Below are 26,089 nucleotides of genomic sequence, written 5' to 3' on the forward strand. Positions count from 1 at the left end.
CCCCATCCCCCCCATCCGGTGCACCGCCGCCAGGGGAGCCCCGCTCCCCCACACAGACCGGAAAGACATGGCTTCCACCACCCCGATAGACACCCCGCCGGCCCCGCCGGCGCCCCCCGCCGGCCCCTCCCTCAGCGGTTCCACGGGGCGCGCGGGCGACAAGATCTTCTCGGGCCTCTCCAAGGGCTCGGGCATTCTGCTGCTCGTGGTCATGGCGTCGATCGCGGGGTTCCTGACCTACCGCGCCGCCATCGCCATCTCCAAGGACCAGGGCAACTTCTTCACCACCTTCGACTGGAACCCCTCCGCGAACCCGCCGGTCTTCGGCATCGCGGTCCTGCTCTTCGGCACGGTCGTCAGCTCGATCATCGCGATGGTCATCGCGGTTCCGATCGCTGTCGGCATCGCGCTGTTCATCTCGCACTACGCGCCGCGCAAGGTGGCCGCGCCCCTCGCCTACGTGGTGGATCTGCTGGCCGCCGTGCCGAGCATCATCTACGGCATCTGGGGCGCCCTCGTCCTCGTCCCGTACCTCGGCGGACTCAACCTCTGGCTCGACCGGTACTTCGCCTGGACGTACGTCTTCGACCAGACCCAGCCCGGCGTGGCCCGCAACATGCTCACCGTCGGCATCCTGCTGGCGATCATGATCCTGCCGATCGTGACCAGCGTCAGCCGGGAGGTCTTCCTCCAGGTGCCGCGGATGAACGAGGAGGCGGCCCTCGCCCTCGGCGCGACGCGCTGGGAAGTCATCCGGCTCTCCGTGCTGCCCTTCGGACGCTCCGGCGTCATCTCCGCCTCCATGCTGGGGCTCGGCCGCGCGCTCGGCGAGACCATGGCCGTCGCCACGGTCCTCTCCCCGAACTATCTGATCTCGCTCCACCTGCTCGACCCGGGCGGCGGCACGTTCGCCCAGAACATCGCGGCGAAGTTCGACGAGGCCAACCCGCTCGGGCGTGACGCCCTGATCGCCTCCGGTCTGGTCCTCTTCGTCCTCACCCTGCTGGTGAACGGCGCGGCCCGGCTGATCATCGCGCGCCGCAAGGAGTACTCGGGGGCCAACGCATGACCAACACCGCCATCAAGGACACGCGCACCCCGGTGGAACCGCCGGGCGGGCCGGGAAGCCTCAGCCAGCGCAGCCTGCCGCGCTGGGCGCCCGCCGGATTCGCCGCCGCCGGCCTCCTCGTCGGCGCCGGCGTCGGCGCGGGCGCCGGGCTGAGCAGCAAGGTCCAGTGGGGCCTGATCGCCGTCGTGGCCTTCCTCGTCGTCTCGTACACCGTCACCACGGTGGTCGAGAACCGCCGGCAGGCCAGGGACCGTCTCGCCACCAGCGTCGTCTGGGTCTGCTTCGTCCTCGCGGTCATCCCGCTGGTCTCGCTGCTCTGGACCACCGTCAGCCGCGGTGCGAACTCCCTGGACCTCCACTTCCTGACGCACTCCATGGCCGGAGTCATCGGCACGGACCCGAACGGCGGCGTCTACCACGCGCTGATCGGGACCCTGGAGCAGGTCGGCATCGCCACCGTGATCGCCACGCCGATCGGTCTGCTCACCGCCGTCTATCTGGTGGAGTACGGCAAGGGCCCGCTGGCCAGGGCCGTCACGTTCTTCGTGGACGTCATGACCGGTATCCCGTCCATCGTCGCGGGTCTGTTCATCCTGTCGATCATGCTGATGGCCAAGATCGGCCCGTCGGGGCTGATGGGCGCGATCGCCCTGAGCATCCTGATGGTGCCGGTCGTGGTGCGTTCCACCGAGGAGATGCTCAAGCTCGTACCGAACGAGCTGCGCGAGGCCGCGCTCGCCCTGGGCGTGCCGAAGTGGCGCATGATCCTCAAGGTCGTCCTGCCGACCGCGGTCGGCGGCATCTCCACCGGGGTGATGCTCGCCATCGCGCGTATCGCGGGTGAGACCGCGCCGGTCATCCTGCTCGTCTACGGCAGCCAGTTCATCAACATGGACCCCTTCAACGGAGCCCAGTCCTCGCTGCCCTTCTACATTTACGAGCAGTACAAGATCGGCGAGGTCGAGTCGATCAACCGGGCCTGGTCGGCGGCTCTCCTGCTGATCGCGTTCGTGATGGTCCTCAACCTGGTGGCGCGCGGCATCGCCCGCTGGAAGGCCCCCAAGACCGGCCGCTGAGGCCCCGATATCCGGCTCCGCCGCCGCGGGGCCCACCGGAAAGAAGCAGTGATCCCACATGGCCAAGCGCATCGACGTCAGCGGCCTGACCGCCTACTACGGCTCCCACCGCGCCATCGACGACATCTCCATGACCGTGGAGCCCCGCTCCGTGACCGCCTTCATCGGCCCGTCCGGCTGCGGCAAGTCCACCTTCCTGCGCACCCTGAACCGCATGCACGAGGTCACCCCCGGTGGCCGCGTGGAGGGCAAGGTGCTCCTGGACGACGAGAACCTGTACGGCGCGAACGTCGACCCCGTCGCGGTCCGCCGTACGGTCGGCATGGTCTTCCAGCGCCCGAACCCGTTCCCCACCATGTCGATCTTCGACAATGTCGCGGCGGGGCTGCGGCTCAACGGCATGGCCCGCAAGAGCGACCTGGCGGAGATCGTCGAGCGGTCGCTCAGGGGCGCCAACCTCTGGAACGAGGTCAAGGACCGGCTGAACAAGCCCGGCTCCGGGCTCTCCGGCGGCCAGCAGCAGCGCCTGTGCATCGCCCGCGCCATCGCGGTCGAGCCGCAGGTCCTGCTGATGGACGAGCCGTGCTCCGCCCTCGACCCGATCTCGACCCTCGCCATCGAGGACCTGATCGGGGAGCTGAAGGAGCGCTTCACGATCGTCATCGTGACGCACAACATGCAGCAGGCGGCACGCGTCTCGGACCGTACGGCCTTCTTCAACCTGGCGGCCGTCGGCCAGCCCGGCAAGCTGGTCGAGATAGACGAGACCGAGCGGATCTTCGCCAACCCGTCCGTGCAGGCGACGGAGGACTACATCTCCGGCCGCTTCGGCTAGGCCCGCCTTCGGGCCCGGGTGGGCGATCGAGCGTCCTGCGGTGCTGCATGGCGGTGCCACCGCACGACGAAGGGCCCGCCCCCTCTCCCAGGGGGCGGGCCCTCTTTTCGCGTACGGTCAGCCGAACGCCAGATTCACGACCCAGAAGCTCAGCGCCGCCACCAGCGCCGCCGCCGGCATGGTGATGAACCAGCCCAGAATGATGTTCTTGGCGATCCCCCAGCGCACCGCCTTGACCCGCTTCGTCGCGCCCACACCCATGATCGCGGAGGTGATCACATGCGTCGTGGAGATCGGGGCGTGGAAGAGGAACGCCGAACCGAACATGATGGACGCGCCCGTGGTCTCCGCCGCGAACCCCTGCGGCGGGTCCAGCTCGATGATCTTGCGGCCCAGGGTGCGCATGATGCGCCAGCCGCCCGCGTACGTGCCGAGTGAGAGCATCAGCGCGCAGACGATCTTCACCCAGACCGGAATGGCGTCGCCCTGTCCCTCGACATCGGCGATGACCAGCGCCATCACCACGATGCCCATGGTCTTCTGCGCGTCCTGGAGACCGTGGCCGAGCGCCATTCCCGCCGCCGACACGGTCTGCGCTATGCGGAAACCGCGCTTGGCCTTGTGCGGGTTGGTCCTGCGGAAGATCCACATGATGCCGACCATCACCAGATAGCCGACGACCAGCCCGATCACCGGGGAGATGAACATCGGGATGACGATCTTCTCCAGCACCCCGCTCCAGATCACCTCCGTGCCGCCGGCCAGCGCCGCTCCCACCATGCCGCCGAACAGCGCGTGCGAGGACGAGGACGGCAGCCCGAAGTACCAGGTGACCAGGTTCCAGACGATCGCGCCGACGAGCGCGGCGAAGAGGATGCCCATCCCCCGCGAGCCGTGCGGGGTGGCGATCAGGCCCTCACTGACGGTCTTGGCGACCCCCTGGCCGAGGAAGGCCCCGGCGAGGTTCATCACCGCCGCCATCGCGAGGGCCGCGCGCGGGGTGAGCGCCCGGGTGGACACCGAGGTCGCGATGGCGTTCGCGGAGTCGTGGAAGCCGTTCGTGTACGTGAAGCCGAGCGCGACACCGATGGTCACGATCAGCGCAAAGGTGTCCACGTGGTTCAGGACTCCTTGACCGCGATGGTCTCCACCGTGTTCGCGACGTGCTCGAACGCGTCGGCGGCCTCTTCGAGCACATCGACGATCTGCTTGAGCTTGAGCACCTCCATCGCGTCGTACTTGCCGTTGAAGAGATGGGCCAGCAGCTTGCGGTGGATCTGGTCCGCCTGGTTCTCCAGCCGGTTGACCTCGATCCAGTACTCGGTGAGGTTGCTCATCGTCCGCAGATGCGGCATGGCCTCGGCGGTCAGCTCCGCGGCCCTGGCGAGGACCTCGATCTGCTGCTCGACGCCCTTGGGCAGCTCTTCGATGTTGTAGAGGACGACCAGGTCGACGGCCTCCTCCATGAAGTCCATGATGTCGTCGAGCTGCGAGGCGAGGTTGTAGATGTCCTCGCGGTCGAACGGCGTGATGAAGGAGGAGTTCAGCTGGTGGAAGATCGCGTGAGTGGCGTCGTCACCCGCGTGCTCGGCCGCCCGCATCCGCTCCGCGATCTCGGCCCTGGCGGAGGAATCCGCCCCGAGGAGTTCCATCAGGAGCTTGGAGCCCGTGACGATGTTGTCCGCGGACGCGGCAAACATGTCGTAGAAGCTCGTCTCCCTGGGGGTCAGACGAAATCGCACGTGGGGTCCTCGGGTTACATGGATTCGGTCAGGGGTGATGCTAGGCGCATCATCCGGCCACGGCTAACCGGCTGTCCCAGTGTCACTCATGGGGCAAGGTGATGAGCACATGGCCCTGCCCCAAGGTTCACAGACGGGTACCATATACCCAGGTGGGGTATATACCCCTTTTCCGGTCAGTACTTCGGTCAGCACAAGCGGGAGGACGCGATGACGACCACCGAGGCGGCAGGCGCGGCGACGAGCGACGCGCCCTCCGCAGCCGCACCCGTCACCACCGATCACGACCGGGGGGTGCACGGCTACCACCACCAGAAGGGCGAGCACCTCAAGCGGCTGCGCCGGATCGAGGGCCAGATCCGGGGCCTGCAACGGCTGGTGGACGAGGACGTCTACTGCATCGACATACTCACCCAGGTCTCGGCCTCCACGAAGGCCCTCCAGTCCTTCGCGCTCCAGCTCCTGGAGGAGCATTTGCGCCACTGCGTGGCCGACGCGGCGGTCAAGGGCGGCGCGGAGATCGACGCGAAGGTGGAAGAGGCGACGAAGGCGATCGCGCGGCTGTTGCGTACCTGACCCGCCGGAAACACCTGACGCGCGTGACATAACCGACACGGCCACCGGGCCCGGCCGACGCCCCCGGCACCGCCGGCCACCGTGCCCGGCGGGGCGGGGCGGGCCGGATCAGCCCGGGCCGGATCAGCCGATGCTGGAGCGGCCGTAGCGCCAGTAGCCGTAGAACGCGATGTCGGCCTTCGGCACACCCCGGTCCCGCACCAGGTGGCGGCGGACCCCGGTGGCGAGACCCGACTCCCCCGCGACCCAGGTGTAGGAGCGGCCCGGTCGCGGCGCGAGCGCCCTGACCGCTTCGAGGGCCAGGGCGCCGGGCCGCACGTCCGCGCCGTCACGGGCCAGCCAGTGCACGCGTACGCCGTCGGGAGCGGTGATGTCCGTACGGATGTCCTCGTCCGAGGCCACCTCCAGGAAGACGTCAGCGACCAGCGAGGCGGGAGCGTGCTCCAGGATGGCGAGGATCGCGGGCACGGCGCTCTCGTCGCCGACGAGCAGCTGCCACTCGGCTCCGGCCGGCGGCAGATAGCTCATACCCATGTCGAAGATCCCCGCCGGGTCCCCGGGCTTGGCGCCCCGGGCCCAGGCGGCGGCCGGGCCGACGCCGTGCAGCGCGAACTCGATGTCCACCTCGTTGAGTTCCGGCCGGGTCCGGCGGATGGTGTAGTTGCGCACCCGGGGCCGGCGCGACTTCGGCAGCACGAGCACCTGCGCCATCCACGCCTCGCTGGAGAGGGTCGGCATCGTCAGCCCGTCCTGCCCCTCCCGGGGGAGGAACAGCCGCACGGCCTGGTCGTAGCCCATCGGCTCCAGGTGTTCCAGTTCGGGGCCGCCGAGCGTGATGGCCGAGAAACCCGGTGACAGCCTCGTGTTCCGGCGTACCTCCAGGGTGATCATTCGTCGCGTCTCCGGTGCGCGCACCTTGGGCAGCATGTCTTGCTCCACTCTCTGTCGTACGGGTCAGAGGTCCACGACGAGCCGCCGGGACAGCGCCCGCGAGACGCAGGCGTACATGCGTCCCGCCGGCGCGCCGATGTCGTCCCGGTGCTCGATCCCGCCGTCGAGGACGGTGAGTTCGCAGCTGCCGCAGACCCCTTCGCGGCAGCCGGAGGGCAACGGATGTCCGGCGTTGTTGAGGGCGTCGAGCAGCGACTCGTCGGGCGGCACCGGGACCGTCCCGCCCGACCGGGCGCACACCACCTCGAACCCGGTGTTCGGGGCGAACGTCCTGGCCATCGGCTGGAACCGCTCCGTACGCAGCCGGTCGGCGGGGAACGCAGCCGACACCGCGTCGAGCATCGGCGCCGGACCGCAGCAGTAGACGAGCGCGCCCGGCGGCAGCGCGGCGGCCAGGGCGGCGAGATCGGGTCTGCCCTGCCGGCCCGTGGCGACGATCCGTACCCGCTCGCCGTACGAGGAACGCAGCTCGTCCACGAAGGGCATGGTCGCGACGGACTGCCCCAGATAGACGAGCGACGCCGGAACGTCCGCGGCGACCGCCGCCCGCAGCATCGGCAGGACCGGGGTGATCCCGATCCCGCCCGCCAGGAACAGGTAGGCGGGCGCGGGTTCGAGCGGGAAGTGGTTGCGCGGCAACGACACGTCGAGGGGCCGGCCGGGGCGCAGGAAGCGGTGGACGTACTCCGAACCGCCCCGGCTCAGGCGCTCGTGCCGGACCGCGACGCGGTAGGACTCCCGGTCCGCCGGATCTCCGCACAGGGAGTACTGCCGGGTCAGCCAGTTCGGCAGGGCCAGGTCGATATGGGCTCCCGGCGCCCAGGCCGCCAGCGGACTGGCGGCACCGCGCAGGACGAGGGAGACGACGTCCTCGGCGACCCGGTCGATCCGGTCGACGACGGTCCGCTGCGTCAGTGGTTCATTCACCGTGATTCACCCATGGCCCGGTCAGTAGAGCTTCCGGTAGGCGTCGACGAGACCCCGGTCGAGCGCCTCCGCCGGGATGTCGAGCCCGAGCATGGCGACGGCGAACTCGCCGGCCGACGGGATCTCCCGGGCGAGGGCCTGGCTCGCGGGGTCCCACAGCCGGGAGCGGATGAGCGCGCGGCCGCAGTGCGGGTAGACCTCCGCCACCTCGACGACGATCGCCAGCTCCGGCTCCCTGGCCTCGGTCCGCATCCGGGCGAGCACCTCGGGTTCGTCGGTGGGATAGGCGGAGCCGTTGACCCGCAGCGTCTCCCGCACCCCCGGTATCAGGAAGAGCAGCCCGATCCCGTCGTTCTCCGCGAGATTGCGGAAGGAGTCGGCGATCTTGTTGCCGGGCCGGTCGGGAATCGCCAGGGTCCGTTCGTCCAGGACCTTCACGAACCCCGGATAGTCGCCACGGGGTGAGCTGTCCACGCGCCCCGCCGCGTCCGCCGTGGCCATGGCCAGGAACGGCGCGTGCGCGATGAAGCGGCGGCACTGCTCGTCGACGTGGTCGAAGATCTTGGCCTTGGCCATGGGCTCGGGTTCCCCGAGCCTGGCGAGGACCTCGGCCGGCGGAACCCGCCGGGGCCGTATGCCTGCATGTGTCGTCACGAAGACTCCTCACAAGGGCGTGCCGGGCTGCTGCCGACGGCTCCACGTATCGCTCCGCCGCAGCTCATGGCAACATTGTGAGTAATTACTCAGGTCTCGCGCCACTCGCTTTCGCGGGACTGTCCAGGAGGTGCCATGACATCGGCCCGTCGCCGGCTTCAGCCACGTAAAGAGCCACGCCAGGCCCGCGCCGAGCTCACCAGGCAGCGCATCCTCGCCGCCGCTGCTCACGTTTTCGCCGAGTACGGCTATGCCGCGGGGACCACCAACCGGATCGCGGAGCAGGCACGGATCTCGATCGGCTCGCTGTACCAGTACTACCCGAACAAGGACGCGATCCTCGTGGAGCTGATGACCCGCCACCTGGACACCGGGATGGGCGCCCTCCCGGCCGTCGACGGCGGCGCGCTCGCCACGTCACTCGAAGAGATCGTGCGCGGCCACGTGCGCGCCGCGATCGAGAACCACCTCGACGACCCGCAGCTGCTCCGCGTCATGTTCGAGCAGGCGCCCCGGTCGCCCGAGCTGATCGAGAGGATCTCCCGGCACGAGCGGGCGCGCGTCACCTGTGTGCGCGAACTGCTGGAGAACCACCCGGAGGCCCGGGTCGACGACCCGTACATCGCCGCCCGGCTCGCCGTCTCCACGGTCGAACTCACCGTCCACCAGCTCATCGCCGCGCCCGACCCCATCGACATCCCCGGCATGGAGCGGGAACTCGTCTCCATGCTGATCCGCTACTTCACGGGCGGGCCGGTCCGGACGGCGGAGCACCCGGCGCCGGACGGGGACGGCAGCGACGGGGACGGCAGGTACGGGGACGGCAGGGACAAGGCCGATCGCGACGGGGACGGCAGGGACGGGGACGACAGGGACGAGGCCGATCGCGACGGGGACAGCCGGCAGGCCCCGACCGCCGCGCCGTCACCGCGCCCGGCGCCCTCTCACTCGCCGCCCCCGCAGGACTCCCGCCGCCGGGGCGACCGGGACGGCTGATGGGGGCGGGCGGACGGCACGGGGCGCTCGCGCCGTACGTTCAGCACCTCGTCGATACGGTCGGGGCTGAGCCGGTCCCCGTCAGTGGCCGACGCGGCGATCATCAGCTCCCCGCACCACTCGATCTCGGCGAGGGCCACGTGGTCGTGGACTGCGGGCGTGCGCGACAGGGCCACGTGCTGTCACCTCTTCCTGCCGGTCTCGACTTCCTAGCGTAGGGAGCGTGATACACACCGCGCATGGCACGTCCGGACCATTTCCGGCTTGGTCCTGGACGGTTACGGCCGGGTCCGTAGCGGCGGCTCGGGGCCGGTCGGCGAAGGCGCCCGGCCGGCCACCGGCGGCTCAGGTCCCGATCTCGCCGTCGTAGATGTCGCCCTTCGGCGGAAGCGTGAGAACGACCGGCTCCCCGAAGGCGTACAGCAGGGTCGTCGACGCGACCGCGACCGTACGCCCCTGGTTGACGTAGCTGAACCGGTGGCGCACCTTGCGCAGCCGCCCGGCCTCGTCCAGATACGCGTCGAACGGCACCGCTTCCCTGGCGAACCCTTTCGCCGCGGCCGCCAGTGCCCCGCGCGCGAACGGCGAGGCCGTCCGTGCGGCCCGCGCGATGTCCGCGACGCCCCGGTAGTGCCACACCCGGGTGCCCGCGAGGTCCTGCTCGGCGACGAACCTCACGTCCGTCGCGGTGCGCAGCAGCTCGGCGGCGGTCAGCGGATCGGTCGCGCCGCCCGTGACGAGGTTCCCGTCGTCCAGGGTGGTGGAGTCGACCCTGACCCACTTGTCGTCCGGCACCCCGGCGCCGCGGTTCTTCATGTACAGGGCGTCGGGCGCCAGCAGTTCGGTGATGGGCCGGTGCTCGTCCGCGCCCGAGGGGTCCTTGGGCAGCACGAGGCGGAGGTGCCCCATCCGCCGCCCGAAGTCGTAGCCGCCCTCGCCCCTGATGGTCACCCGGGTCCCGCCGGCCGCCATCTCTATCGACGTACGGGCCTTCGAACTCCCCGCCGCCAGCAGGACATCGGCCGCCTTCCGCACCGACGCTGCCTGCCGTCCCGGGCGGTCGGCGGCGGCCTCGCCGGCGCCACCGCTCACGCCACCGCCCGCGCATCCGGCGGTCATGGCCACGACCCCGGCCACGGTCATGGCAGCGACCGCCGCGCCGCCGCGTCTGTGCTGCCCCGTCACCATCGCCTGCCGACCCCCAACACCCAGCCGCCGCTTGTCCGAATCGCACCCGCACCGGATAACGACGCCCCGCGCCCCCCGTCACGCCGAACCCACCCGACAGTGGTGGATACCGGACAGCTACGCGCGGGTACGGTGGAGAGGTGTGCGAGCAAGACACCTCCGTTCCCCCCACCGCCACCCCGCCGGGCACCACGCCGGCGCACCGGACCTCGACGGTCGAACGCGGCTCGTTCTGCCTGGCGCGCTGCGTCTGCGGCTGGTCGGGTCCGGCCCGCAGATCGCGCGACCTCGCGCGCACGGACGCGGGCTCGCACGCCGAGGCGCCACGCCCCGACGGCCGGTAGCCCGGAGACCCGCGCCCGGCCGGTCGTCCGCCCGGCGTCCCGTTCCCGTCCGCGCGCACAACGCCCCGCTCGCCGAACCGGTGGAAGCCGCAGAACCGGTGGAACCCGTGGGAATCCGGGAACCCGGAGCCGCGCGCGTCCCGTCCCCACAACAACGGAACGGGACGCCGTACCCGCGCCCCGGGCTCAGCCACCAGGAGGTCCGTCGTATGCAACGGCGCACGCTGCTCACCGCCGCCGCACTGGCCGCGACCACCGTCGCCACCGGCTGCTCCACCGGACCCGGCGGCGGCACGGACGCCCCGCACAGCCCGGACGCGAAGGGCGGCGGAGGCCCGGCGACCACCTCGACCGGCCGCGTCCCCGCCCCCCGCACCTCCGCCGCCGCACCCGACTGGAGCGCGCTGGCGCACGGCCTCGACGGCCGGCTCGTCCGGCCGCAGGACGCCACGTACGACTCGGCCCGCCGGCTCTACAACACCCGCTTCGACGACCTGAAGCCCGCGGCCATCGCCTATGTGGCCGGTGAATCCGACATCCAGGAGTGCCTCGCCTTCGCCCGCGCCCACTCCACCCCCGTCTCGATCCGCAACGGGGGCCACTCGTACGCGGGCTGGTCCAGCGGCAACGGACGCCTCGTCATCGACATATCCGCGCTGGACTCACTGAGCCGGGCGTCGGACGGCATCATCGGCGCGGGCGCCAAACTCGCCGACGTCTACCGGGCCCTCGCGCGCCACGGCCGCACGATCCCCGCCGGGTCCTGCCCCACCGTCGGCATCTCCGGGCTCACCCTCGGCGGCGGCCACGGCGTCGCCGCCCGCGCCTACGGTCTCACCTGCGACAGCCTCGTCTCCGCCACCCTCATCACGGCCGACGGCAAGCGGCTGACCGCCGACGCGCGACGCGAGAAGGACCTGTTCTGGGCGCTGCGCGGCGCGGGGAACGGCAACTTCGGCGTCGTCACCGAACTCCGCTTCGACACCCATCCGGCGCCCACCACCACCTCCGCGTATCTGACCTGGCCGTGGTCGAAGGCCGCGGACGTGATCGCCGCCTGGCAGGAGTGGGGCCCCGACCAGCCCGACGAGATCTGGTCCTCCCTGCACCTCGACGCCGGCCCCGGCGGTGTCGCCCCCACCCTCTCCGTCTCCGCCTTCGGCCTGGGCGGCGAGTCCGGCCTGCGCGACGCCGTCGACCGCCTGGGCGACCGCGCGGGCTACGCCGCCTCCGTCTCGCTGCGGGAACGCGGCTACGAGGAGGCCATGCTCGTGTACGCGGGATGCTCCGAGTACTCCGAGGACCAGTGCCGGCTGCCGGGCGAGACGCCGGGCCGGGCCCTGCGCGGCGCGCTCAAGCGCGAGACGTACGCCGCCGCCTCCGACTTCTTCGACCGGTCGCTCTCCGCCGACGGAATCCGGGCGCTGGTCGCGGCGGCCGACCGGTACACCCGGCTGCCCACCGCGGCGGGCGGCACCGGGTCGCTCTCGCTCACCGCGCTCGGCGGCGCCGTCAACCGGGTGGACCCGCTGGCCACGTCCTTCGTCCACCGGGGTTCCCGGATGCTGGCGCAGTACATCGCCGCGTGGCCGCACGGAACCGCCGGAACCACCCAGCGGGCATGGCTGAAAAGCGCTCATGGATCGATGCGCGGGTACGCGTCGGGCGCCGCGTACCAGAATTACGTCGATCCCACGCTGCCCAACTGGCGCTCGGCGTACTACGGTCCGGCCGCCGAGCGGCTGAGCCGGCTCAAGAAGCGGTACGACCCGGACCGGTTGTTCGACTTCCCGCAGGCCCTGTAGCCCGGCCCGGTAGGTCCGGGTCCGATCCGGTGGCCGGTCCGGTCGGGGCGGGGACGTGACGCGCGGTAGCCCGGACGGCTCACCGAGGTGGCCGTCCGGGCCGGCGGACGGTGGCCTGTACGTAGCAACAGCCGCACGGGGGGCACCGAACCGACTCGCGAGGGCGTACCCATGCAACGAACCGGACCGGGATCGCGGATAGCCGCGTTCGCCGCCGCCGCCGTTCTCCTGCTCGCGCTCGGCGGAGCCATGGCCGTGGACCGGCCGGCCGCACCGGGCGGGCGGGCGCTCACGGACACCGAGCCGGGCCGGGTGCCCGTGGAGGCGGCGGCGTCGGCGGCGGAGACCGCGTCGTCGACGTCGAGGCCGCGTCCGCCGACGTCAGGCGCCACCGCGCGGGCCAGCGGGGACGCGGACGTGAGCGGTCGGCCGCCGGTGCGCACGGCTTCGCCGGGGTCCGCGTCCGCGCCCGCCGCCGTACCGCCGACCGCGTCCGCCGCTGTCGGCGCCCTGAAGGTCACCCCCTCCGGCGCGGCCCGGGGCGGCGCCGACCATCTGGCCGCCGTCGACGCGGCCCGCCCGCCCGGCCCGGCGGGACGGTCGGCCGCGGCGGAACTCGCCCTGGCCATCGGCACCACGGCCGCCGCGTCCGCCGGCACGATCCTGCTGGTACGCCGCCTCCAGCGGCGCGCGACGGGCGGGGAGCACTGACCCCCGGCCCGGCGGGCACCCCACGGCGGACGGACACGGCGATCAAGGCGCTCCTCGCCGTGGCGGCCCTGGGCCTGGTGGCCGCCGTACTCCTGCGCTTCCTCCCCCCGGCGGCCGGTCCCTGGTCCGCGACGGGGTCCGCGCCGTCGGCGCGCCGGCCGGGCGCCGGGACCGGCGCCACGGCGGAGCCCCGCGTCGTCCGTGTCCCGGACATGTCCTCCGCGCCGGTACGGCTCCGTATCCCGGCGCTCGGCGTGGACGCGGGCGTGCTGCCGCTCGCGCTCGACGAGAGCGGCACCCTGGACGCGCCGGGCTTCCGGCACGCGATGGAGGTCGGCTGGTACGCGCACGGCCCGCGCCCCGGCGAGCCGGGCCCCGCCGTGCTCGTGGGCCACCGCGACGCCCCGGCCAACCCGGGGACCGTGCCGGTGGTGGGCGGCCGGGACGACATCAAGAACGCGGTCTTCGCCAGGCTGGGCCGGCTGCGCCCCGGCGACGCGGTCGAGGCGGAGCTGGGGGACGGGCGGCGGGTGCGGTTCCGGGTGACGTCCGTGGACACGTACCCGACCGGGGCGTTCCCCACGGAGCTGGTCTACGGTCCGGTGCCGGACCCGCAGCTGCGGCTGATCACCTGCGGCGGGGTCATCGACGCCGAGGGCCACTGGGACTCGAACGTCGTGGTCGGCGCGGCGGCGGTGCGCTGAGTCCGGACCGGCCGGGAACGCCCGCGCGGACCGGAGCCGCCGCCCGGTCAGGCGGCCAGGTTGTTGTCGTCGGGCCGCTGCCCCGGAATGCCCAGCGGCCGGGTCCCGCCGACCGGTCCGACCTCCGGTTCGGTGCGGTCCCGCTCGCGCGCCGACCGTGACCGTACGAGCGGACCGAGCCGGTGCGAGCGGGCGACGGCGGAGACGAGCGGCGTCAGCAGGGCGAGCGCGAGCGGGGTGAGGAGCAGGGCGACCGCCGTGCCGAGCGCGAAGCCGCCGATCACATCGGTCGGATAGTGGACGCCCATGTAGACGCGGCAGAAGCCTTCGAGGAGCGCCAGCCCGATCGCGGCGAGGCCGAGCCTGCGGTGGGCGACGAAGACGCCCACCGCGACGGCCATCGCCATGGTGGCGTGGTCGCTGACGAACGAGTAGTCCGTCTTGCCGGTGACCAGGACCTCGATTCCCTTGTGGTCGAGGAAGGGCCGGGGGCGTTCCACGAAGCCCCGGATCGGGATGTTGATCAGCAGCGCGACGGCGGCGGCCACGGGCGCCCAGAGGAGCCCGGCGACAGCGGTGACCGAATCCTCCGCCGAGCCGGCCCTGCGCACGCTCCACCAGGCTCCGAGCACGACGAGCACCAGCCCGATCATGATCCCGTACTCGCCGGTGAACGACAGGGCGCGGTCGAACCACGAGGGGGCGTCCTTGGAGAGCCCGTTGATGTCGTAGAGCAGGCTCACATCGGGGTTCGACCCATCCAGTACGAGTCCAGCCATCTGCCGCGGCCCCTTGCCTTGTCTCCCGCGCGCCGCACACCACGTATGCGCGGCCTCCACCGACCCGCGTGGCCGGTGGGGAACATGCTGCGTGATCAGTACCGCAGCCCTCGTCCAGGGAACGGCCCACACGCCGTCCACGTTCCACTCGCGACCGAACGATCACCATGACGTTATCGAAGAGTGACACATAGTCGCAGTTCAGAGCGGCGACAAGGCGAAGGGTTCCGGCCACTCACCCCTGTCGCGCGCCTCGCAGCGCCCTCCGGTTCACTCGGCTCCGCAGGGCTTGGATCAGGCGTTCGGGCGGTTCTCCGGCAGCTCGGTGGGGAGCGATTTCGCGCCGTCCTCGGTGACGCGGGTCGCCCCGAAGTAGTCCGGAGTATCGATCTTGTCGAAGCGGATCACGGCCCCCGTGTACGGAGCGTTGATCATGTACCCGCCGCCGACGTACAGCCCGACGTGGTGAATCGCCCGCGAATCGGTCAGATCGTCGGAGAAGAAGACCAGGTCACCGGGGAGCAGTTCGTCCCGCGAGGGGTGCTCGCCCGCGTTGTACTGGTCGTTGGCCACTCGCGGCAGCTCGATGTCCACGGTCCGGTACGCCGCCTGCGTCAGCCCGGAGCAGTCGAACCGCCCGCCCTGCTCCGCCGTGCCGTTGCCGCCCCACAGGTAGGGCGTGCCGAGCTTCTGCTGGGCGAAGTAGATGGCGGCGGCGGCCTGCTTGGACGGCTCCACCCGCCCGACGGGCCGGGAGAAACTTTTCTCCAGCGTCCGGATGACCTTGACGTAGTTCTGCGTCTCCCGGTACGGCGGCACGCCCCCGTACTTGATGACGGCGTACGCCCCCGCGTTGTAGGCCGCCAGCATGTTGCTGGACGGGTCGCCGGGCACGTCCTTGACGTAACCGGCCAGTTCGCAGTCGTACGACGCCGCCGAGGGGATCGCGTCGGCCGGGTTCCAGATGTCCTTGACGCCGTCGTTGTCCCCGTCGACCGCGTGCGCCGCCCAGGTCCCCGGGATGAACTGCGCGATCCCCTTGGCGTTGGCGGGGCTCTGCGCGGTCGGGTTCCAGCCGCTCTCCTGGTACAACTGCGCGGCGAGCAGAGCCGGATTGATGGCGGGACAGTAGTTGCCCCACTTCTGCACCAGCGGCTGGTACTTGGCGGGCACGGCCCCCTTGGCCAGCGCCACCGTCCCGCCGCTCCCGGCGATGCCGGCCGCCGCGGAGTAGGTGCCGATGACGAGCAGGGCGACGAAGCTCGTCCCCAGCCCGCCGACGGCGGTCACGATCACCCATGCCTTACGCACCGTCAAACACCCCTCGCGTCAGGGCCACCGTCGTGCGCCAGTGTAGGCGGGCGGGGCCGCTGGCCGGAGGCGGACGGGGAGAGAGCTGTGGAGGTTCGGGGAAGTCATGACCGTAAAGGTGTAACAACGACAGTCATTGCCCAAAGTCACGCAGCGTGATACACAGAGTAACCATGTGCGTCCACGTATACGCGTACCGTGCCAGGTCAGCGCCCCGGCGTCGGTCATATGTGCGGGGATCGGGTAAAGAGAGCAGCCAAGCGGCATACGAGGCCGGTTCCATCAGCGAAGATAGAGAGTGACCCGGGCCATGGGGGCACGGGCGTGAACGACCCAACAGGGGCGGTGAGTTACATGTACCTGGCGGCCGAGAAGGGCGACATCACCACCATCATCGGTGGCATCGCACCGAACTGGGGGCCTTTCGGGACTCTGGGCAATGAGGCCCGCGTCATGATCGAGGTAGTGATGGCCGTGGCCATCCTGCTCTGCCTCGGCATCGCGATCTGGGGCGCTGCCAAACAGCGGATCGGGGCGACGGCACTCAGGGACACGTTCAGCGCCGAGCAGGGCAAGGGCCTGATCGTCGCCGGACTGACCGGTGTCTTCATCATCGGTTCACTGGGCACGCTCTTCACGATCGTGTACGGAATGGCCGTCTAGTGCCCCGCCCGGCGCACCCCGCCCGGTCGCGGCACTGACACCCACCGGACCCCGGCTCCCCGTAGCCGCGCCCGCGTACCGGGCCCGTCCTCCGGTATCCACCGACCCCATCCGCACCGGTCGTCCCCGGACCACCCTCAACACCACCCGCCCGTCGCACCCACCGGCTGAGGTCGCGTCTCCCTGATGTCGAGTCAACACACCGCGCCCGCGCGGCAACCAGCACGGCTACCGTCGTACTACGCGGGCTTCGCGGGCACCGCGGACCGGCACACGGCTGAGGGGGCGTACCCGGCATGAGCTTCGGCGACGACCAGGGCTACGGCGGCGACACCGGCCGCTCGGGCGACGGCTTCGGCGGTACGGGCCAGACCCGCACCCGCCTGCCCGACGGCAGAACCGGCGACCCCTACGCCCCGGCCCGCCGCCCGCCCCGGCCCACGCGCTCCCTGATCACGGCGGTCGGCGTCGTGGTCCTGCTCATCGCCGCCATCGCCTTCGCCAACCGCGGCGGCGGCCGGACCGACGCCCCCCACGACACCTCGCGGGCCGGCTCGGGACCGCAGGCCGACCCGACGGCGGCCTCGGGCGTGAAACCGGTCACCGGCAAGAGCGGAACGATCCCTTCCGGATTCACCCGCGACGAACAGGGCGCGGCGAGCGCGGCGGCGAACTACGCGGTGGCCCTCGGCTCGGTCGGCATGTTCACCGCCAATGGGCGCGACACGATCATCCGCGCCACCCACGACCCCGCCAAGGCCGACGGCCTCCTCACCGACCTGGACCGCGCCTACTCCCCCGAGTTCCTCAAGACCGTCGGGCTCGACGAGGACGGCTCAGCGCCCTCGGGCCTCACCTTCGTCTCCCGAACGGTCCCGATCGGCACCAAGGTCACCAAGGCCGGCAGCACCGCCGCGACCGTCGAGGTCTGGTCCACCGGCCTGGTGGGACTGGCCGGCGAAGGGTCCACCAAGCCCGTGACCGAGACCTGGTTCACCCTCACGCAGCAGCTCAGCTGGATCGACGGCGACTGGAAGATCACCTCTTCGAGCCAGACCCAGGGCCCCACGCCGGTCAGCGCCGGCAACCGGGCCTCGTCCGCCGACGAGATCGCCCAGGCCGTCCAGGGATACGGAGGCTTCACCTATGCCCGGTAGCCGTCGCCTCGGCGCGTCCACGCTCGCCGCCCCGCTGGCGGGCGCCTCCGTCCTGATCGTCACCCTCGCCACCCGCGCCTCGGCGGAACCGACGCCGTCCGCCCCCGCCTCGCCCGGCGCGCCCTCACCGTCGCCGAGCGCCGGCGACAACCCGTGCGAACTCATCGTCGGCCTCGCCAAGGACTACTGCGAGGACGGCGCCAAGGGAGCGCGCTCCGACCGCGCCGGCACCACCTCCACCGACGCCCTCGACCCCCTCTCCTCGCTGGCGCGGGGCTGCGCCGACGCCGCCGCCTGGATCGTCGGCAAGCTCAGCGAGGCCGTACAGAGCACCGCGAACGTCGACTTCACCAACCCGGCCTTCCTCCGCCAGTACGCCGTCGTCTTCGCCGCCTCCACCGTCCTCACGCTCGTCCTGTGGCTCCTCGCGGTCGCCAAGCGCGCCATCCGCGGCGTGCCGCTCACCACCGCGCTCTCCGAGGCCATCGGCTTCCTCTGGCTGACCGTCCTCGCCTCCGCCTTCACCCCGCTCATCCTCTACACGATCGTCTCCGCCACCGACAGCGTCACCGACGTCATCTCCTCCGCCACCGGCGGACAGACCGACGTCTTCTTCGGCGGCTTCGCCGAAGCCCTCAAAAAGGGCGACGACATCGGCGGCGGCCCGATCATGCTCATCGTCGTCGCCCTCGTGTCGATCCTCGCCGCCGGAGTGCTCTGGCTGGAGCTGATCATCAGAGCCGCGCTGCTCTACGTCGGCGCCCTGCTCGGCACCGTCGTCTACGCCGGGCTCGTCGACAAGAACATGTGGGGCCACGTCCGCCGCTGGGCCGGCATCATGATCGCCGTCATCATGGTCAAACCGGTCATCGTGATCGTCCTCGGCCTGGCCGGCGCGCTCTCCGCCGACAACGGACCCGACGCCTTCTCCGCCGTCGTCTCCGGCCTCGCCATCATCCTGCTCGCGATCTTCGCCTCCGCGATGATCTACCGCTTCGTGCCCGGCTTCGGCGACGAGGTCGCCGCCTCCCGCACGAACCGCAAGCAGGCCACCGACGGCGCCCAGGCCGCGGCCCTCATCAGCTCCCCCGCCGCCCTCGTCTCCCAGGGCATCAAGACCCACAGCGGCCGCGGCGGCCAGCAGGGCGGCTCCCCCGGCGGCGGCGCCCGCCCCGCCAACCCCGTCTCCGGCGGCGTCGCCGCGCACAGCGCGCGCGGCTCCTCCGCCGGGGGCCAGGGGGGCGCGACCGGCGGCGGATCCATCCCCTCCGCCGCGCCCCCGCCCCGTAACAGCAGCCCGACCAGCGGCACCCCGCACAGCGCGCGCGGCCCCCGCTCCTCCGGGACCGGCAACAACAGCACAGGAGGTGGAGGGCGTTGACGACCCAGGCCCAACCGATGGCGCCCCGCCGCACGTATCTCATCGGCCGCGCCCGGCCGAACGCGATCGTCGGCAAGAACCGCGAGACGGGCGAGATCGCCCTCATCATCGCCGGCGCGTTCCTCGGCATGATGTGCGGTCTGCTCGTCCCCGTCCTGTCGCTGCGGATCGTGACGCTCACCGGCTTCCCGATGATCGCCCTGGCCGCCGTGTACGTGCCGTACAAACACCGCACGTTCTACAAGTGGTTCGAGATCAACCGCAGCTACAAGCGCACCCTGCGCCGGGGCACCGCCTACCGCTCCGGCGCCATGGAGGCCGGTACGCGCTTCGACGGCCGCGAGGTCGAGGTCGGCCCGCCCCCCGGCATCGGCCGGATCAACTGGCTGGCCGCCCCCTTCGGCCCCGACGAGATCGCCGTCCTGCTGCACGCCGACCGCCGTACCGTCACCGCCGCCATCGAGATCGAGGGCCCCGGCGTCGGACTGCGCGACAGCGAGGACCAGGAAGCCCTCGTCGACCGCTTCGGCACCCTCCTCAAACACGTCGCCAACGGCGACGGCTTCGTCACCCGGCTCCAGATGCTCGCCCGCACCCTGCCCGCCGACCCCGACGCCCACGAGAAGGACGTCGCCCAGCGCGGCGACGCCAAGGCGCCCGGCTGGCTCCAGGACTCCTACGACCAGCTCCAGTCGATGGTCTCCACCTCCAGCGAGCAGCACCGCGCCTACCTCGTCGCCTGTATGCACTACACCCGTGAACTCGCCGCCGAGGGCCAGGCCATGGCCCGCGCCGCCCGCCAGGCCGCCGGTACGCGGAAACTCGACCGGGACGCGGGGCTCGCCGTCGTCATGGCGCGCGAACTCACCGACATCTGCGCCCGCCTCGCCGAGGCCGACATCCGGGTGCGCCAGCCCCTCGGCCAGGGCCGGCTGTCGTCCCTCGTGCACTCCATGTACGACCCGGACCACCCCATCGACCACATCCAGGCCATGACGAAACGAAACGCCTGGCCGGCCGAGCTGGACGCCATGGAAGCGACCTATCTCCAGGCCAAGACCCGCGAGTCGTCCACCCGCGCGCCCTGGTGCCACGCCACCGCCTGGGTCAAGGAGTGGCCGATGACCCCGGTGGGCGTGAACTTCCTCGCGCCGCTGCTCGTCCACACCCCCGACGTGATCCGCACGGTCTCGGTCACCATGGACCTCGAACCCACCGAGATCGCCATCGAGCGGATGCTGACGGAGAAGACCAACGACGACGCGGAAGCCAGCCGCGCCGCCAAGATGAACCGCACGGTCGACCCGCGCGACATCGCCGCGCACGGCCGGCTCGACCAGCGGGGCGAGGACCTCGCCAGCGGAGCGGCCGGCGTCAACCTCGTCGGGTACATCACCGTGTCGTCCAGGTCCCCCGAGAGCCTCGCCAGAGACAAGAGGACCATCAGAGCCTCGGCCGGCAAGTCCTATCTGAAGCTGGAGTGGTGCGACCGCGAGCACCACCGCGCCTTTGTGAACACCTTGCCGTTCGCGACCGGCATCCGCCGATAATCCGACCAGCGCCGGACGCCGCCAGCCGACGACCGCCGCCAGCCGACGAGCCGAAAGGGGCCTGTGGTGCGAGACCCGCTGTCCATGCTCACGGACGCGTTCACCAGCTTCCTCTTCGGGAAGGTGGAGACGACCCGCCTGCCGGTCCGTACCTCGACCGGCCAGGCCCAGGCCGTCTACCTGCCCACCGCCGCCCCCGGGCTCGGCGACTCGGGCGTGATCATCGGCCGCGAGGTCTACAGCGGCAAGGGCTACATCTACGACCCGTTCCAGCTGTACGGACAGCAGCTGCCCGCCCCCCACTGGCTGGTGCTCGGCGAGTCCGGAAACGGCAAGTCCGCGCTGGAGAAGACCTATGTCCTGCGCCAGCTCCGGTTCCGCGACCGCCAGGTCGTCGTCCTCGACGCCCAGGGCGAGGACGGCGCGGGCGAATGGAACCTGATCGCGCAGGAGCTGGGCATAACCCCCATCCGGCTGGACGCGATGGCGGCGCTGGACCACGGCATCAGGCTCAACCCGCTCGACCCGGCGATCACCACGACCGGGCAGCTCGCCCTGCTCCGTACGATCATCGAAGTCGCCATGGGCCACGGCCTGGACGAACGCTCCGGCTTCGCGCTCAAGGTCGCGCACGCCTACGTCAACGAGAGCATCGTCGAGCGCCAGCCGGTCCTGACGGACATCGTGGACCAACTGCGCCACCCGGAGCCGGAGTCGGCCGAGGCGATGAACGTCGCCCTGGACGACGTACGGGCCTGGGGCCTCGATGTCGCCCTGGTCCTGGACCGGCTGGTCGACGGCGACCTGCGCGGCATGTTCGACGGGCCGACGACCGTCGGCATCGATCTGGACGCCCCGCTGATCGTCTTCGACCTCTCGCACATCGACCGCAACTCCATCGCGATGCCGATCCTGATGGCGATCGTGGGCGTCTGGCTGGAGCACACCTGGATCCGCCCCGACCGCAAGAAGCGCATCTTCCTGGTCGAGGAAGCCTGGCACATCATCAACTCCCCCTTCGTCGCCCAGCTGTTCCAGCGACTGCTGAAGTTCGGCCGCCGGCTGGGGCTCTCCTTCGTCGCCGTGGTCCACCACCTCTCCGACGTGGTCGACGGCGCCGCCGCCCGGGAAGCGGCGGCCATCCTCAAGATGGCCTCGACCCGCACCATCTACGCCCAGAAGGCCGACGAGGCAAGAGCCACCGGCCGGGTCCTCGGCCTGCCCAGGTGGGCCGTGGAGATCATCCCGACGCTCACCCCCGGCATCGCCGTCTGGGACGTCAACGGCAACGTCCAGGTCGTCAAACACCTGGTGACGGAGGCGGAACGGCCCCTCGTCTTCACCGACCGCGCCATGACGGAGAACTCCGCCGCCTCCGACGCATCGGACGCCGCCGACGCCCTCGCGCTGGCGGGCGCGCTGCCGGAGGACATGAGAGCCGCGGACTGGGAGGCGGAACAGCGGGCGGCGCTCCTGGAGAGGCAACGACGGCTGAACGAGTCCTCCGAGTCGACGGTGGCATGACATGCCGCGCTACGACCCGCCCCCGTACGAAGCGCCGCGCGGGCCGGGGCCCCAACGCGGCATCCCCGACGGCCTGCTGGTCGGGCTGCTGGGCTTCCTGCTGGGGCTGACGCTGCTGGTCTGGACGGCCACCGGTCTGGCGGGCCTGTTCGCGCACGGCAGCTGGCCGGAGGGCGTGACCTTCCCCCGTACACCCATGGCCATGCGCGAACTCGCCGCGGCCCCGCACGACCTGCCGGCGGCCTGGCCGGGCACCCCGCCGGGGGAGCTGTCGGGATACGGGCTGTTCTGGGGCCTGCTGATCAGTCAGCTGATGGTGCTGACCGTGCTCACGGTGTTCGCGCTGGGGGTCACGGCACGCTACCGCGCGGTACGGGCCCGGCGCCGGGAGCAGGGCCCGGAGCCGGAGCCGGTGGAGGAAACGAGGGAAGCACGGGCGGGGAGTACGGCGGTGGAGAGCCCGCCGCGGCAGCCGGCCCGGCCGGTACCGCCGTCCCCGGCGCCTCAGCCGCCTCCGGCACCCGTACCGGTGGCTCAGGAACCGGTCGCTCAGGCACCAACGGGCCAGGCACCCGTGACGGCGCCCGCCGGGCCCGCGACCGTACCCGTACCGGCACCGGTGGCCGCGCCCCTCGAACCGGCGCCGGTCCCCGCTCCCGTCCCCGTCCCCCGCGTCCGGTACGGCGATCAGGCGACCCGCCGCCCGTACGCCGTGCGGACGCTCATGGAGGCCCGGGGCCCCGCGCTGGTCGTCACGTCCGACCCGGCCGTGTGGGCGCTGACCAAGGACGCGCGGGCCAAGCTCGGCCCCGTCCTCGTGTACGACCCCGGCCACCTCTGCGACACCCCGGCCCGGCTCCACTGGTCCCCGACCGCGGGGTGCGAGGACCCGGCCACGGCGGCGGCGCGCGCGAGCGCGCTGCTCTCCCCCGTACGGCCCCGCGCCCTGCTGGACGCCGCCATGGCCGACACAGCGGAGACCCTGCTGCGCTGCTGGCTGCACGCGGCGGCGGTGGACGGCCGGCCCGTGAAGCAGGTGCTGCGCTGGACCCAGGGCGGCGGCGCCCAGGAGGCGGTACGGATACTGCGCACCCACCCGAAGGCGGCGTCGGGACAGGCGGGCCTGCTGGAGTCCGCGCTCACCGCCCATCCCGAACGCCGCGAGACGGCACAGCGGCTGACGGGCCATGCGCTGGCCGCCCTGTCGTCGGTCCACATCCGGGACGCCTGCACACCGAACCGAACTGATGCGCTCGTCCTGGATTCCTTTGCCGACGAGGGGGGCACGCTCTATGTGGTGGGTGAAGCGATCGAAGATCCCCGATCCCGCCCGGGTGCGATGCCTCTGCTCACCGCACTCACCTCGCACGTGGTCGAGCACGGCCGCCGCATGGCCGCACGGCGATCTGACGGTCGGCTCGACCCACCAATGACACTGGTCCTGGACGACATCGCGGCCGTGGCGCCGTTCCAGCGGCTTCCGGAACTGCTGGAAGCGGGCGAGCGCCAGGGACTTCCCACGCTGGCTCTGCTCCGCTCCGCGCAGCAGGGCAAGGACCGCTGGCCGCAGCACGAGCTGTCGGGCCGGAGCCTGCCGGACTAGGGCGTGCGGCGAAAGCAGCGCCGTCCGCCCGGAGGGCGCGTTGCTCAGGGCGTCTGCTGCGCCGCACTCGCGCCGCCTCGGCGTTCCGATCCGTCCACCGGGACACGTGCACGGCTCGACGCCGCGCGCGGGCCGCGTTGACACAGATCGTCAACTGATCGGCTCTCACGGGGCTGGTCGCTGTGCCGGCCCTGCGTAGGGTTTCAAGGAGGCGGCAGTGCGGCATGTGCGCACTCGATCTGCCGCCGCGCCGAGTGTTCCGGCGCACCCGCGAGAGAAGGAAACACACCCCTTATGCGCGCCCTTGTGGTCGATCACAGTGCGGCCGGACCCATCCGGTTCGCCGATGTCGATGAGCCCGTACCGTCCGCCGGTGAGGCGTTGGTGGAGGTACGGCACATCGGTCTCAACTTCGGAGAGCTGAACTACGTGGACCAGTGGCCGGCCGGCGCTGTGCACGGTCACGACGCGGCCGGCGTCGTGGTGCGCGCCGCGTCCGACGGCTCGGGGCCGCCCGAAGGTACGCGCGTCGCGGTGGGAATGGCTCCCCACGCGTGGGCGGAGCGGGTGGCGGTCGGCACCGCCTCGCTCGGCACCGTCCCCGAGGGCGTCGATCTGGCCGACGCGGCCGCGCTGGGGATCGCCGGGGTCACCCCGTTCCGGGTGCTGCGCAAGCGTTCCCTGCTGGCGCGCGACGTACTGATCACCGGCGCCAGCGGGGGCGTGGGGCGTTTCGCCGTCCAGCTGGCGGCGCTGGCGGGCGCCCGCGTGACGGCACTCGTCGGTTCGCCGGAGCGGGCCGCCGGGCTCCGCGAACTCGGCGCCGGCAGGGTCCTGACCGACCTGGCCGAGACCGAGGACCGGTTCGATCTCGTCCTGGACACGGTCGGCGGGCCGCTGGTGGCCCAGGCGTGGAGTTCCCTCGCCGAGGGCGGCACCATCCACCTGGTGGGTTACTCCTCGGGGCAGGAGACCACCTTCCCGCCAGGGGCCCTGTTCGGCTTCGGTGAGCCCCGCGGCATCGCCACCTACGGCGACATGACGCCGACCGGCGGGGAGCTGACGGACCTGCTGGGCCTCATGGCCGCCGGGAGGCTCTCGGCACCGGTCGGACTGCGAGGCAGCTGGCAGGACGTGGACGACGCCGTCCGGGCGCTGTTCGCGCGGAAGGTGCACGGCAAGATCGTTCTTGACGTGGTCTGACGCCCGTCGACGAGAATGGAACGATGGACGTACTCGCGGAGGCCCTGCGCGTATCGGGTGCGCGTGGGGCGCTCGGGGTCATGCTGAAGGCCGGTGGAACCTGGGGCCTGTGGCTGGACTCCTCTCCAGGAGCGGCCCTGCACGTGGTGTCCCGCGGCACGATGTGGCTCCACGTCGAAGGTGAGAAACCTCTTCAGGTACGGGCCGGTGACGCCGTTCTGGTGTCGCCGGGCACCGCACACGGGATAGCCGGCGGCGCCGGCGTGACGATGGGTTCCTGCGACCGTGAGGAGACGGCCCGGGCTTTCGGCGATGGCCGGGCCCTGCGGCTGGGCGCGGAGCCGGTGCGGACGGAGGTGATCGTCCTGCACTATGAGCAGGACGCGGAGGTGCGCACACCGGTGCTCACCTCCCTCGCTCGGCCGATGCACGTCACAGCCCAGGAGAACGCGCAGCTCAGTAGGACCGTCGAACTTCTCGCCGCCGAGCTCGCACAGCCGCAGATCGGCACCACCGCCGCCATCAACAGCATCGTCGACCTTCTGCTCGTCCAGTTCGTACGCGCCTGGCTGGCCCGCCACCCGCAGGAGGACTCCGGCTCATGGCTGGGTGCGATGCGTGATCCGGTGGTGCGCGACGCTCTGGCATGTGTCCACGCCCGACCGGGACACCCCTGGACCACGGAGACCCTGGCCGCCGCGACGAGCGTCTCCCGGGCGACGCTGTCCAGGCGTTTCCGGTCCGCCCTCGGACAGACGCCGGGCGCGTACGTGACGCAGTGGCGCATCGACCTGGCGTCCGTCCGGCTCCGCGATACCGATGAGCCCGTGGAGTCGATCTCCGGCGCGGTCGGCTACGCCTCTCCGCACGCTTTCAGCCGTGCCTTCCGACGTGCCCGAGGCATGCCGCCGGGCGAGTACCGTTCCCGACTTCGCGAGTGATCGCAGGCAGGCGCCACCGGCCGCGCTTGAGCACAAGTGCGGTCCGTGCGGGTGAGCAGGGGCGACGCGCCTCACGGTCGGGCAGTCGCCAACTCCACTTCGGCTGGAAGCCGGATTGTCCGCCGTGGGCACGCTGTCGCCGGTCGGCGTGAACCCGAGCTTCGGATAGGCGGCACGGGCCCGCTGGTTCGCCTCGTGCACATAGAGCCGCATCCGGCCCGGCCGGGGCTCCTCCAGCGACCACGCCCAGTCGAGAGCGCCCCGAACCAGCGCGCCGAGCAGCCCGGACTCCTGGATATTTTCCCCCTGAACGCAGAAATGCCCCGCACCAGATACCTGGTGCGGGGCATTCCCACAATGATTGTTCGGCGGCGTCCTACTCTCCCACAGGGTCCCCCC

The 26,089-nt window shown here is 71.6% G+C and carries 25 protein-coding genes and 1 pseudogene; 17 read left to right on the forward strand and 9 right to left on the reverse strand.

Annotated features, from left to right (window positions below; genetic code table 11):
- Nucleotides 1–67: 67 nt before the first annotated feature.
- From pstC to pstB, 3 genes are read left to right on the forward strand one after another with little or no spacing between them, the layout of a single operon-like run.
- A complete protein-coding gene (gene pstC, locus ACFY6S_RS27170; RefSeq protein ID WP_388826935.1) occupies nucleotides 68–1,069 on the forward strand; it encodes a phosphate ABC transporter permease subunit PstC in 1,002 nt (333 codons plus the stop codon).
- A complete protein-coding gene (pstA, locus tag ACFY6S_RS27175; RefSeq protein WP_388826932.1) occupies nucleotides 1,066–2,145 on the forward strand; it encodes a phosphate ABC transporter permease PstA in 1,080 nt (359 codons plus the stop codon). The genes pstC and pstA overlap by 4 nt, the downstream gene beginning before the upstream one ends.
- A gap of 58 nt (nucleotides 2,146–2,203) precedes the next feature.
- A complete protein-coding gene (gene pstB, locus ACFY6S_RS27180; RefSeq protein ID WP_388826929.1) occupies nucleotides 2,204–2,980 on the forward strand; it encodes a phosphate ABC transporter ATP-binding protein PstB in 777 nt (258 codons plus the stop codon).
- A 117-nt stretch (nucleotides 2,981–3,097) separates the two neighbouring features.
- Here the strand turns inward: pstB and ACFY6S_RS27185 are convergent, their stop codons facing one another.
- Together ACFY6S_RS27185 and ACFY6S_RS27190 are read right to left on the reverse strand one after the other, a co-directional pair.
- The gene (locus tag ACFY6S_RS27185; protein WP_388826926.1) at nucleotides 3,098–4,096 is read right to left on the reverse strand and encodes an anion permease; all 999 of its coding nucleotides are present in this window, start codon (nucleotides 4,094–4,096) and stop codon (nucleotides 3,098–3,100) included.
- 5 nt (nucleotides 4,097–4,101) lie between these two features.
- Entirely contained in the window at nucleotides 4,102–4,722 is a 621-nt protein-coding gene (locus tag ACFY6S_RS27190; RefSeq protein WP_388826923.1) for a DUF47 domain-containing protein, read from the reverse strand.
- Between the two features lie 210 nt (nucleotides 4,723–4,932).
- On the opposite strand from ACFY6S_RS27190, the gene ACFY6S_RS27195 reads away from it, so the two are divergent.
- Nucleotides 4,933–5,298, forward strand: coding sequence for a metal-sensitive transcriptional regulator (locus tag ACFY6S_RS27195; protein WP_388826920.1), 366 nt, complete (start codon nucleotides 4,933–4,935; stop codon nucleotides 5,296–5,298).
- A 123-nt stretch (nucleotides 5,299–5,421) separates the two neighbouring features.
- Here ACFY6S_RS27195 and ACFY6S_RS27200 read toward each other — a convergent pair whose 3' ends face one another.
- From ACFY6S_RS27200 to ACFY6S_RS27210, 3 genes are read right to left on the reverse strand one after another with little or no spacing between them, the layout of a single operon-like run.
- A complete protein-coding gene (locus ACFY6S_RS27200) occupies nucleotides 5,422–6,225 on the reverse strand; it encodes a siderophore-interacting protein (RefSeq protein ID WP_388826917.1) in 804 nt (267 codons plus the stop codon).
- A gap of 27 nt (nucleotides 6,226–6,252) precedes the next feature.
- Nucleotides 6,253–7,176 carry a PDR/VanB family oxidoreductase gene (locus ACFY6S_RS27205; protein WP_388826914.1) on the reverse strand — a complete coding sequence of 308 codons (924 nt, stop codon included), beginning with the start codon at nucleotides 7,174–7,176 and terminating at the stop codon, nucleotides 6,253–6,255.
- Between the two features lie 21 nt (nucleotides 7,177–7,197).
- On the reverse strand, nucleotides 7,198–7,830 hold the full coding sequence (locus ACFY6S_RS27210) for an MSMEG_1061 family FMN-dependent PPOX-type flavoprotein (RefSeq protein ID WP_388826911.1): 633 nt from the start codon (nucleotides 7,828–7,830) through the stop codon (nucleotides 7,198–7,200).
- Nucleotides 7,831–7,965: 135 nt separating this feature from the next.
- On the opposite strand from ACFY6S_RS27210, the pseudogene ACFY6S_RS27215 reads away from it, so the two are divergent.
- A pseudogene (locus tag ACFY6S_RS27215) lies at nucleotides 7,966–8,586 on the forward strand (TetR/AcrR family transcriptional regulator); the annotation flags it as partial.
- Nucleotides 8,587–8,774: 188 nt separating this feature from the next.
- Here the strand turns inward: ACFY6S_RS27215 and ACFY6S_RS27220 are convergent.
- Together ACFY6S_RS27220 and ACFY6S_RS27225 are read right to left on the reverse strand one after the other, a co-directional pair.
- Nucleotides 8,775–9,002, reverse strand: a complete 228-nt coding sequence (locus tag ACFY6S_RS27220; RefSeq protein WP_388826909.1) for a hypothetical protein — start codon at nucleotides 9,000–9,002, stop codon at nucleotides 8,775–8,777.
- A gap of 169 nt (nucleotides 9,003–9,171) precedes the next feature.
- Complete coding sequence (locus tag ACFY6S_RS27225; protein WP_388826906.1) at nucleotides 9,172–10,014, reverse strand: hypothetical protein; 843 nt, start codon at nucleotides 10,012–10,014, stop codon at nucleotides 9,172–9,174.
- 140 nt (nucleotides 10,015–10,154) lie between these two features.
- Here ACFY6S_RS27225 and ACFY6S_RS27230 point away from each other — a divergent pair, with 140 nt between their 5' ends.
- The 4 genes from ACFY6S_RS27230 to ACFY6S_RS27245 all read left to right on the forward strand — a co-directional run bounded on the left by ACFY6S_RS27230 (nucleotide 10,155) and on the right by ACFY6S_RS27245 (nucleotide 13,578).
- A complete protein-coding gene (locus tag ACFY6S_RS27230) occupies nucleotides 10,155–10,358 on the forward strand; it encodes a hypothetical protein (RefSeq protein ID WP_388826903.1) in 204 nt (67 codons plus the stop codon).
- Between the two features lie 209 nt (nucleotides 10,359–10,567).
- Nucleotides 10,568–12,163: an FAD-binding oxidoreductase gene (locus tag ACFY6S_RS27235; protein ID WP_388826900.1), complete on the forward strand. Its 1,596-nt coding sequence runs from the start codon at nucleotides 10,568–10,570 to the stop codon at nucleotides 12,161–12,163.
- Nucleotides 12,164–12,334: 171 nt separating this feature from the next.
- The gene (locus tag ACFY6S_RS27240) at nucleotides 12,335–12,874 is read left to right on the forward strand and encodes a hypothetical protein (RefSeq protein WP_388826897.1); all 540 of its coding nucleotides are present in this window, start codon (nucleotides 12,335–12,337) and stop codon (nucleotides 12,872–12,874) included.
- A gap of 59 nt (nucleotides 12,875–12,933) precedes the next feature.
- Complete coding sequence (locus tag ACFY6S_RS27245; RefSeq protein WP_388826894.1) at nucleotides 12,934–13,578, forward strand: sortase domain-bontaining protein; 645 nt, start codon at nucleotides 12,934–12,936, stop codon at nucleotides 13,576–13,578.
- Nucleotides 13,579–13,625: 47 nt separating this feature from the next.
- Here ACFY6S_RS27245 and ACFY6S_RS27250 read toward each other — a convergent pair whose 3' ends face one another.
- Both ACFY6S_RS27250 and ACFY6S_RS27255 read right to left on the reverse strand, forming a co-directional pair.
- Nucleotides 13,626–14,357 (reverse strand): phosphatase PAP2 family protein, encoded by a 732-nt coding sequence (locus ACFY6S_RS27250; RefSeq protein WP_388826891.1) that lies wholly within the window; start codon nucleotides 14,355–14,357, stop codon nucleotides 13,626–13,628.
- Nucleotides 14,358–14,651: 294 nt separating this feature from the next.
- Nucleotides 14,652–15,668 carry an NlpC/P60 family protein gene (locus tag ACFY6S_RS27255; protein WP_388826888.1) on the reverse strand — a complete coding sequence of 339 codons (1,017 nt, stop codon included), beginning with the start codon at nucleotides 15,666–15,668 and terminating at the stop codon, nucleotides 14,652–14,654.
- Between the two features lie 354 nt (nucleotides 15,669–16,022).
- On the opposite strand from ACFY6S_RS27255, the gene ACFY6S_RS27260 reads away from it, so the two are divergent.
- The 8 genes from ACFY6S_RS27260 to ACFY6S_RS27295 all read left to right on the forward strand — a co-directional run bounded on the left by ACFY6S_RS27260 (nucleotide 16,023) and on the right by ACFY6S_RS27295 (nucleotide 25,690).
- On the forward strand, nucleotides 16,023–16,331 hold the full coding sequence (locus ACFY6S_RS27260; RefSeq protein WP_003985768.1) for a hypothetical protein: 309 nt from the start codon (nucleotides 16,023–16,025) through the stop codon (nucleotides 16,329–16,331).
- A gap of 296 nt (nucleotides 16,332–16,627) precedes the next feature.
- Complete coding sequence (locus ACFY6S_RS27265; RefSeq protein ID WP_388826885.1) at nucleotides 16,628–17,488, forward strand: hypothetical protein; 861 nt, start codon at nucleotides 16,628–16,630, stop codon at nucleotides 17,486–17,488.
- Nucleotides 17,478–18,869: a hypothetical protein gene (locus ACFY6S_RS27270; protein WP_388826882.1), complete on the forward strand. Its 1,392-nt coding sequence runs from the start codon at nucleotides 17,478–17,480 to the stop codon at nucleotides 18,867–18,869. The genes ACFY6S_RS27265 and ACFY6S_RS27270 overlap by 11 nt, the downstream gene beginning before the upstream one ends.
- Nucleotides 18,866–20,419, forward strand: coding sequence for an SCO6880 family protein (locus ACFY6S_RS27275; protein WP_388826880.1), 1,554 nt, complete (start codon nucleotides 18,866–18,868; stop codon nucleotides 20,417–20,419). The genes ACFY6S_RS27270 and ACFY6S_RS27275 overlap by 4 nt, the downstream gene beginning before the upstream one ends.
- A 66-nt stretch (nucleotides 20,420–20,485) precedes the next feature.
- Complete coding sequence (locus ACFY6S_RS27280) at nucleotides 20,486–21,943, forward strand: ATP-binding protein (RefSeq protein WP_388826877.1); 1,458 nt, start codon at nucleotides 20,486–20,488, stop codon at nucleotides 21,941–21,943.
- 1 nt (nucleotide 21,944) lies between these two features.
- Nucleotides 21,945–23,546 (forward strand): type VI secretion protein, encoded by a 1,602-nt coding sequence (locus ACFY6S_RS27285; protein WP_388826874.1) that lies wholly within the window; start codon nucleotides 21,945–21,947, stop codon nucleotides 23,544–23,546.
- 294 nt (nucleotides 23,547–23,840) lie between these two features.
- Entirely contained in the window at nucleotides 23,841–24,749 is a 909-nt protein-coding gene (locus ACFY6S_RS27290; RefSeq protein ID WP_388826871.1) for a zinc-binding dehydrogenase, read from the forward strand.
- 23 nt (nucleotides 24,750–24,772) lie between these two features.
- Nucleotides 24,773–25,690, forward strand: a complete 918-nt coding sequence (locus ACFY6S_RS27295) for a cupin domain-containing protein (protein ID WP_388826868.1) — start codon at nucleotides 24,773–24,775, stop codon at nucleotides 25,688–25,690.
- The last annotated feature ends 399 nt before the right edge of the window (nucleotides 25,691–26,089 follow it).

It is taken from the genome of Streptomyces sp. NPDC012835, assembly GCF_042900885.1.
Lineage (GTDB): Bacteria > Actinomycetota > Actinomycetes > Streptomycetales > Streptomycetaceae > Streptomyces.

Bases quoted from the DNA above. Each gene is read 5' to 3' on its own strand.
- pstC (WP_388826935.1), top strand. From the start codon at position 68: ATGGCTTCCACCACCCCGATAGACACCCCGCCGGCCCCGCCGGCGCCC.
- pstA (WP_388826932.1), top strand. From the start codon at position 1,066: ATGACCAACACCGCCATCAAGGACACGCGCACCCCGGTGGAACCGCCG.
- pstB (WP_388826929.1), top strand. From the start codon at position 2,204: ATGGCCAAGCGCATCGACGTCAGCGGCCTGACCGCCTACTACGGCTCC.
- ACFY6S_RS27195 (WP_388826920.1), top strand. From the start codon at position 4,933: ATGACGACCACCGAGGCGGCAGGCGCGGCGACGAGCGACGCGCCCTCC.
- ACFY6S_RS27200 (WP_388826917.1), bottom strand. From the start codon at position 6,225: ATGCTGCCCAAGGTGCGCGCACCGGAGACGCGACGAATGATCACCCTG.
- ACFY6S_RS27225 (WP_388826906.1), bottom strand. From the start codon at position 10,014: ATGGTGACGGGGCAGCACAGACGCGGCGGCGCGGCGGTCGCTGCCATG.
- ACFY6S_RS27235 (WP_388826900.1), top strand. From the start codon at position 10,568: ATGCAACGGCGCACGCTGCTCACCGCCGCCGCACTGGCCGCGACCACC.
- ACFY6S_RS27240 (WP_388826897.1), top strand. From the start codon at position 12,335: ATGCAACGAACCGGACCGGGATCGCGGATAGCCGCGTTCGCCGCCGCC.
- ACFY6S_RS27250 (WP_388826891.1), bottom strand. From the start codon at position 14,357: ATGGCTGGACTCGTACTGGATGGGTCGAACCCCGATGTGAGCCTGCTC.
- ACFY6S_RS27260 (WP_003985768.1), top strand. From the start codon at position 16,023: ATGTACCTGGCGGCCGAGAAGGGCGACATCACCACCATCATCGGTGGC.
- ACFY6S_RS27265 (WP_388826885.1), top strand. From the start codon at position 16,628: ATGAGCTTCGGCGACGACCAGGGCTACGGCGGCGACACCGGCCGCTCG.
- ACFY6S_RS27270 (WP_388826882.1), top strand. From the start codon at position 17,478: ATGCCCGGTAGCCGTCGCCTCGGCGCGTCCACGCTCGCCGCCCCGCTG.
- ACFY6S_RS27285 (WP_388826874.1), top strand. From the start codon at position 21,945: ATGCCGCGCTACGACCCGCCCCCGTACGAAGCGCCGCGCGGGCCGGGG.
- ACFY6S_RS27290 (WP_388826871.1), top strand. From the start codon at position 23,841: ATGCGCGCCCTTGTGGTCGATCACAGTGCGGCCGGACCCATCCGGTTC.
- ACFY6S_RS27295 (WP_388826868.1), top strand. From the start codon at position 24,773: ATGGACGTACTCGCGGAGGCCCTGCGCGTATCGGGTGCGCGTGGGGCG.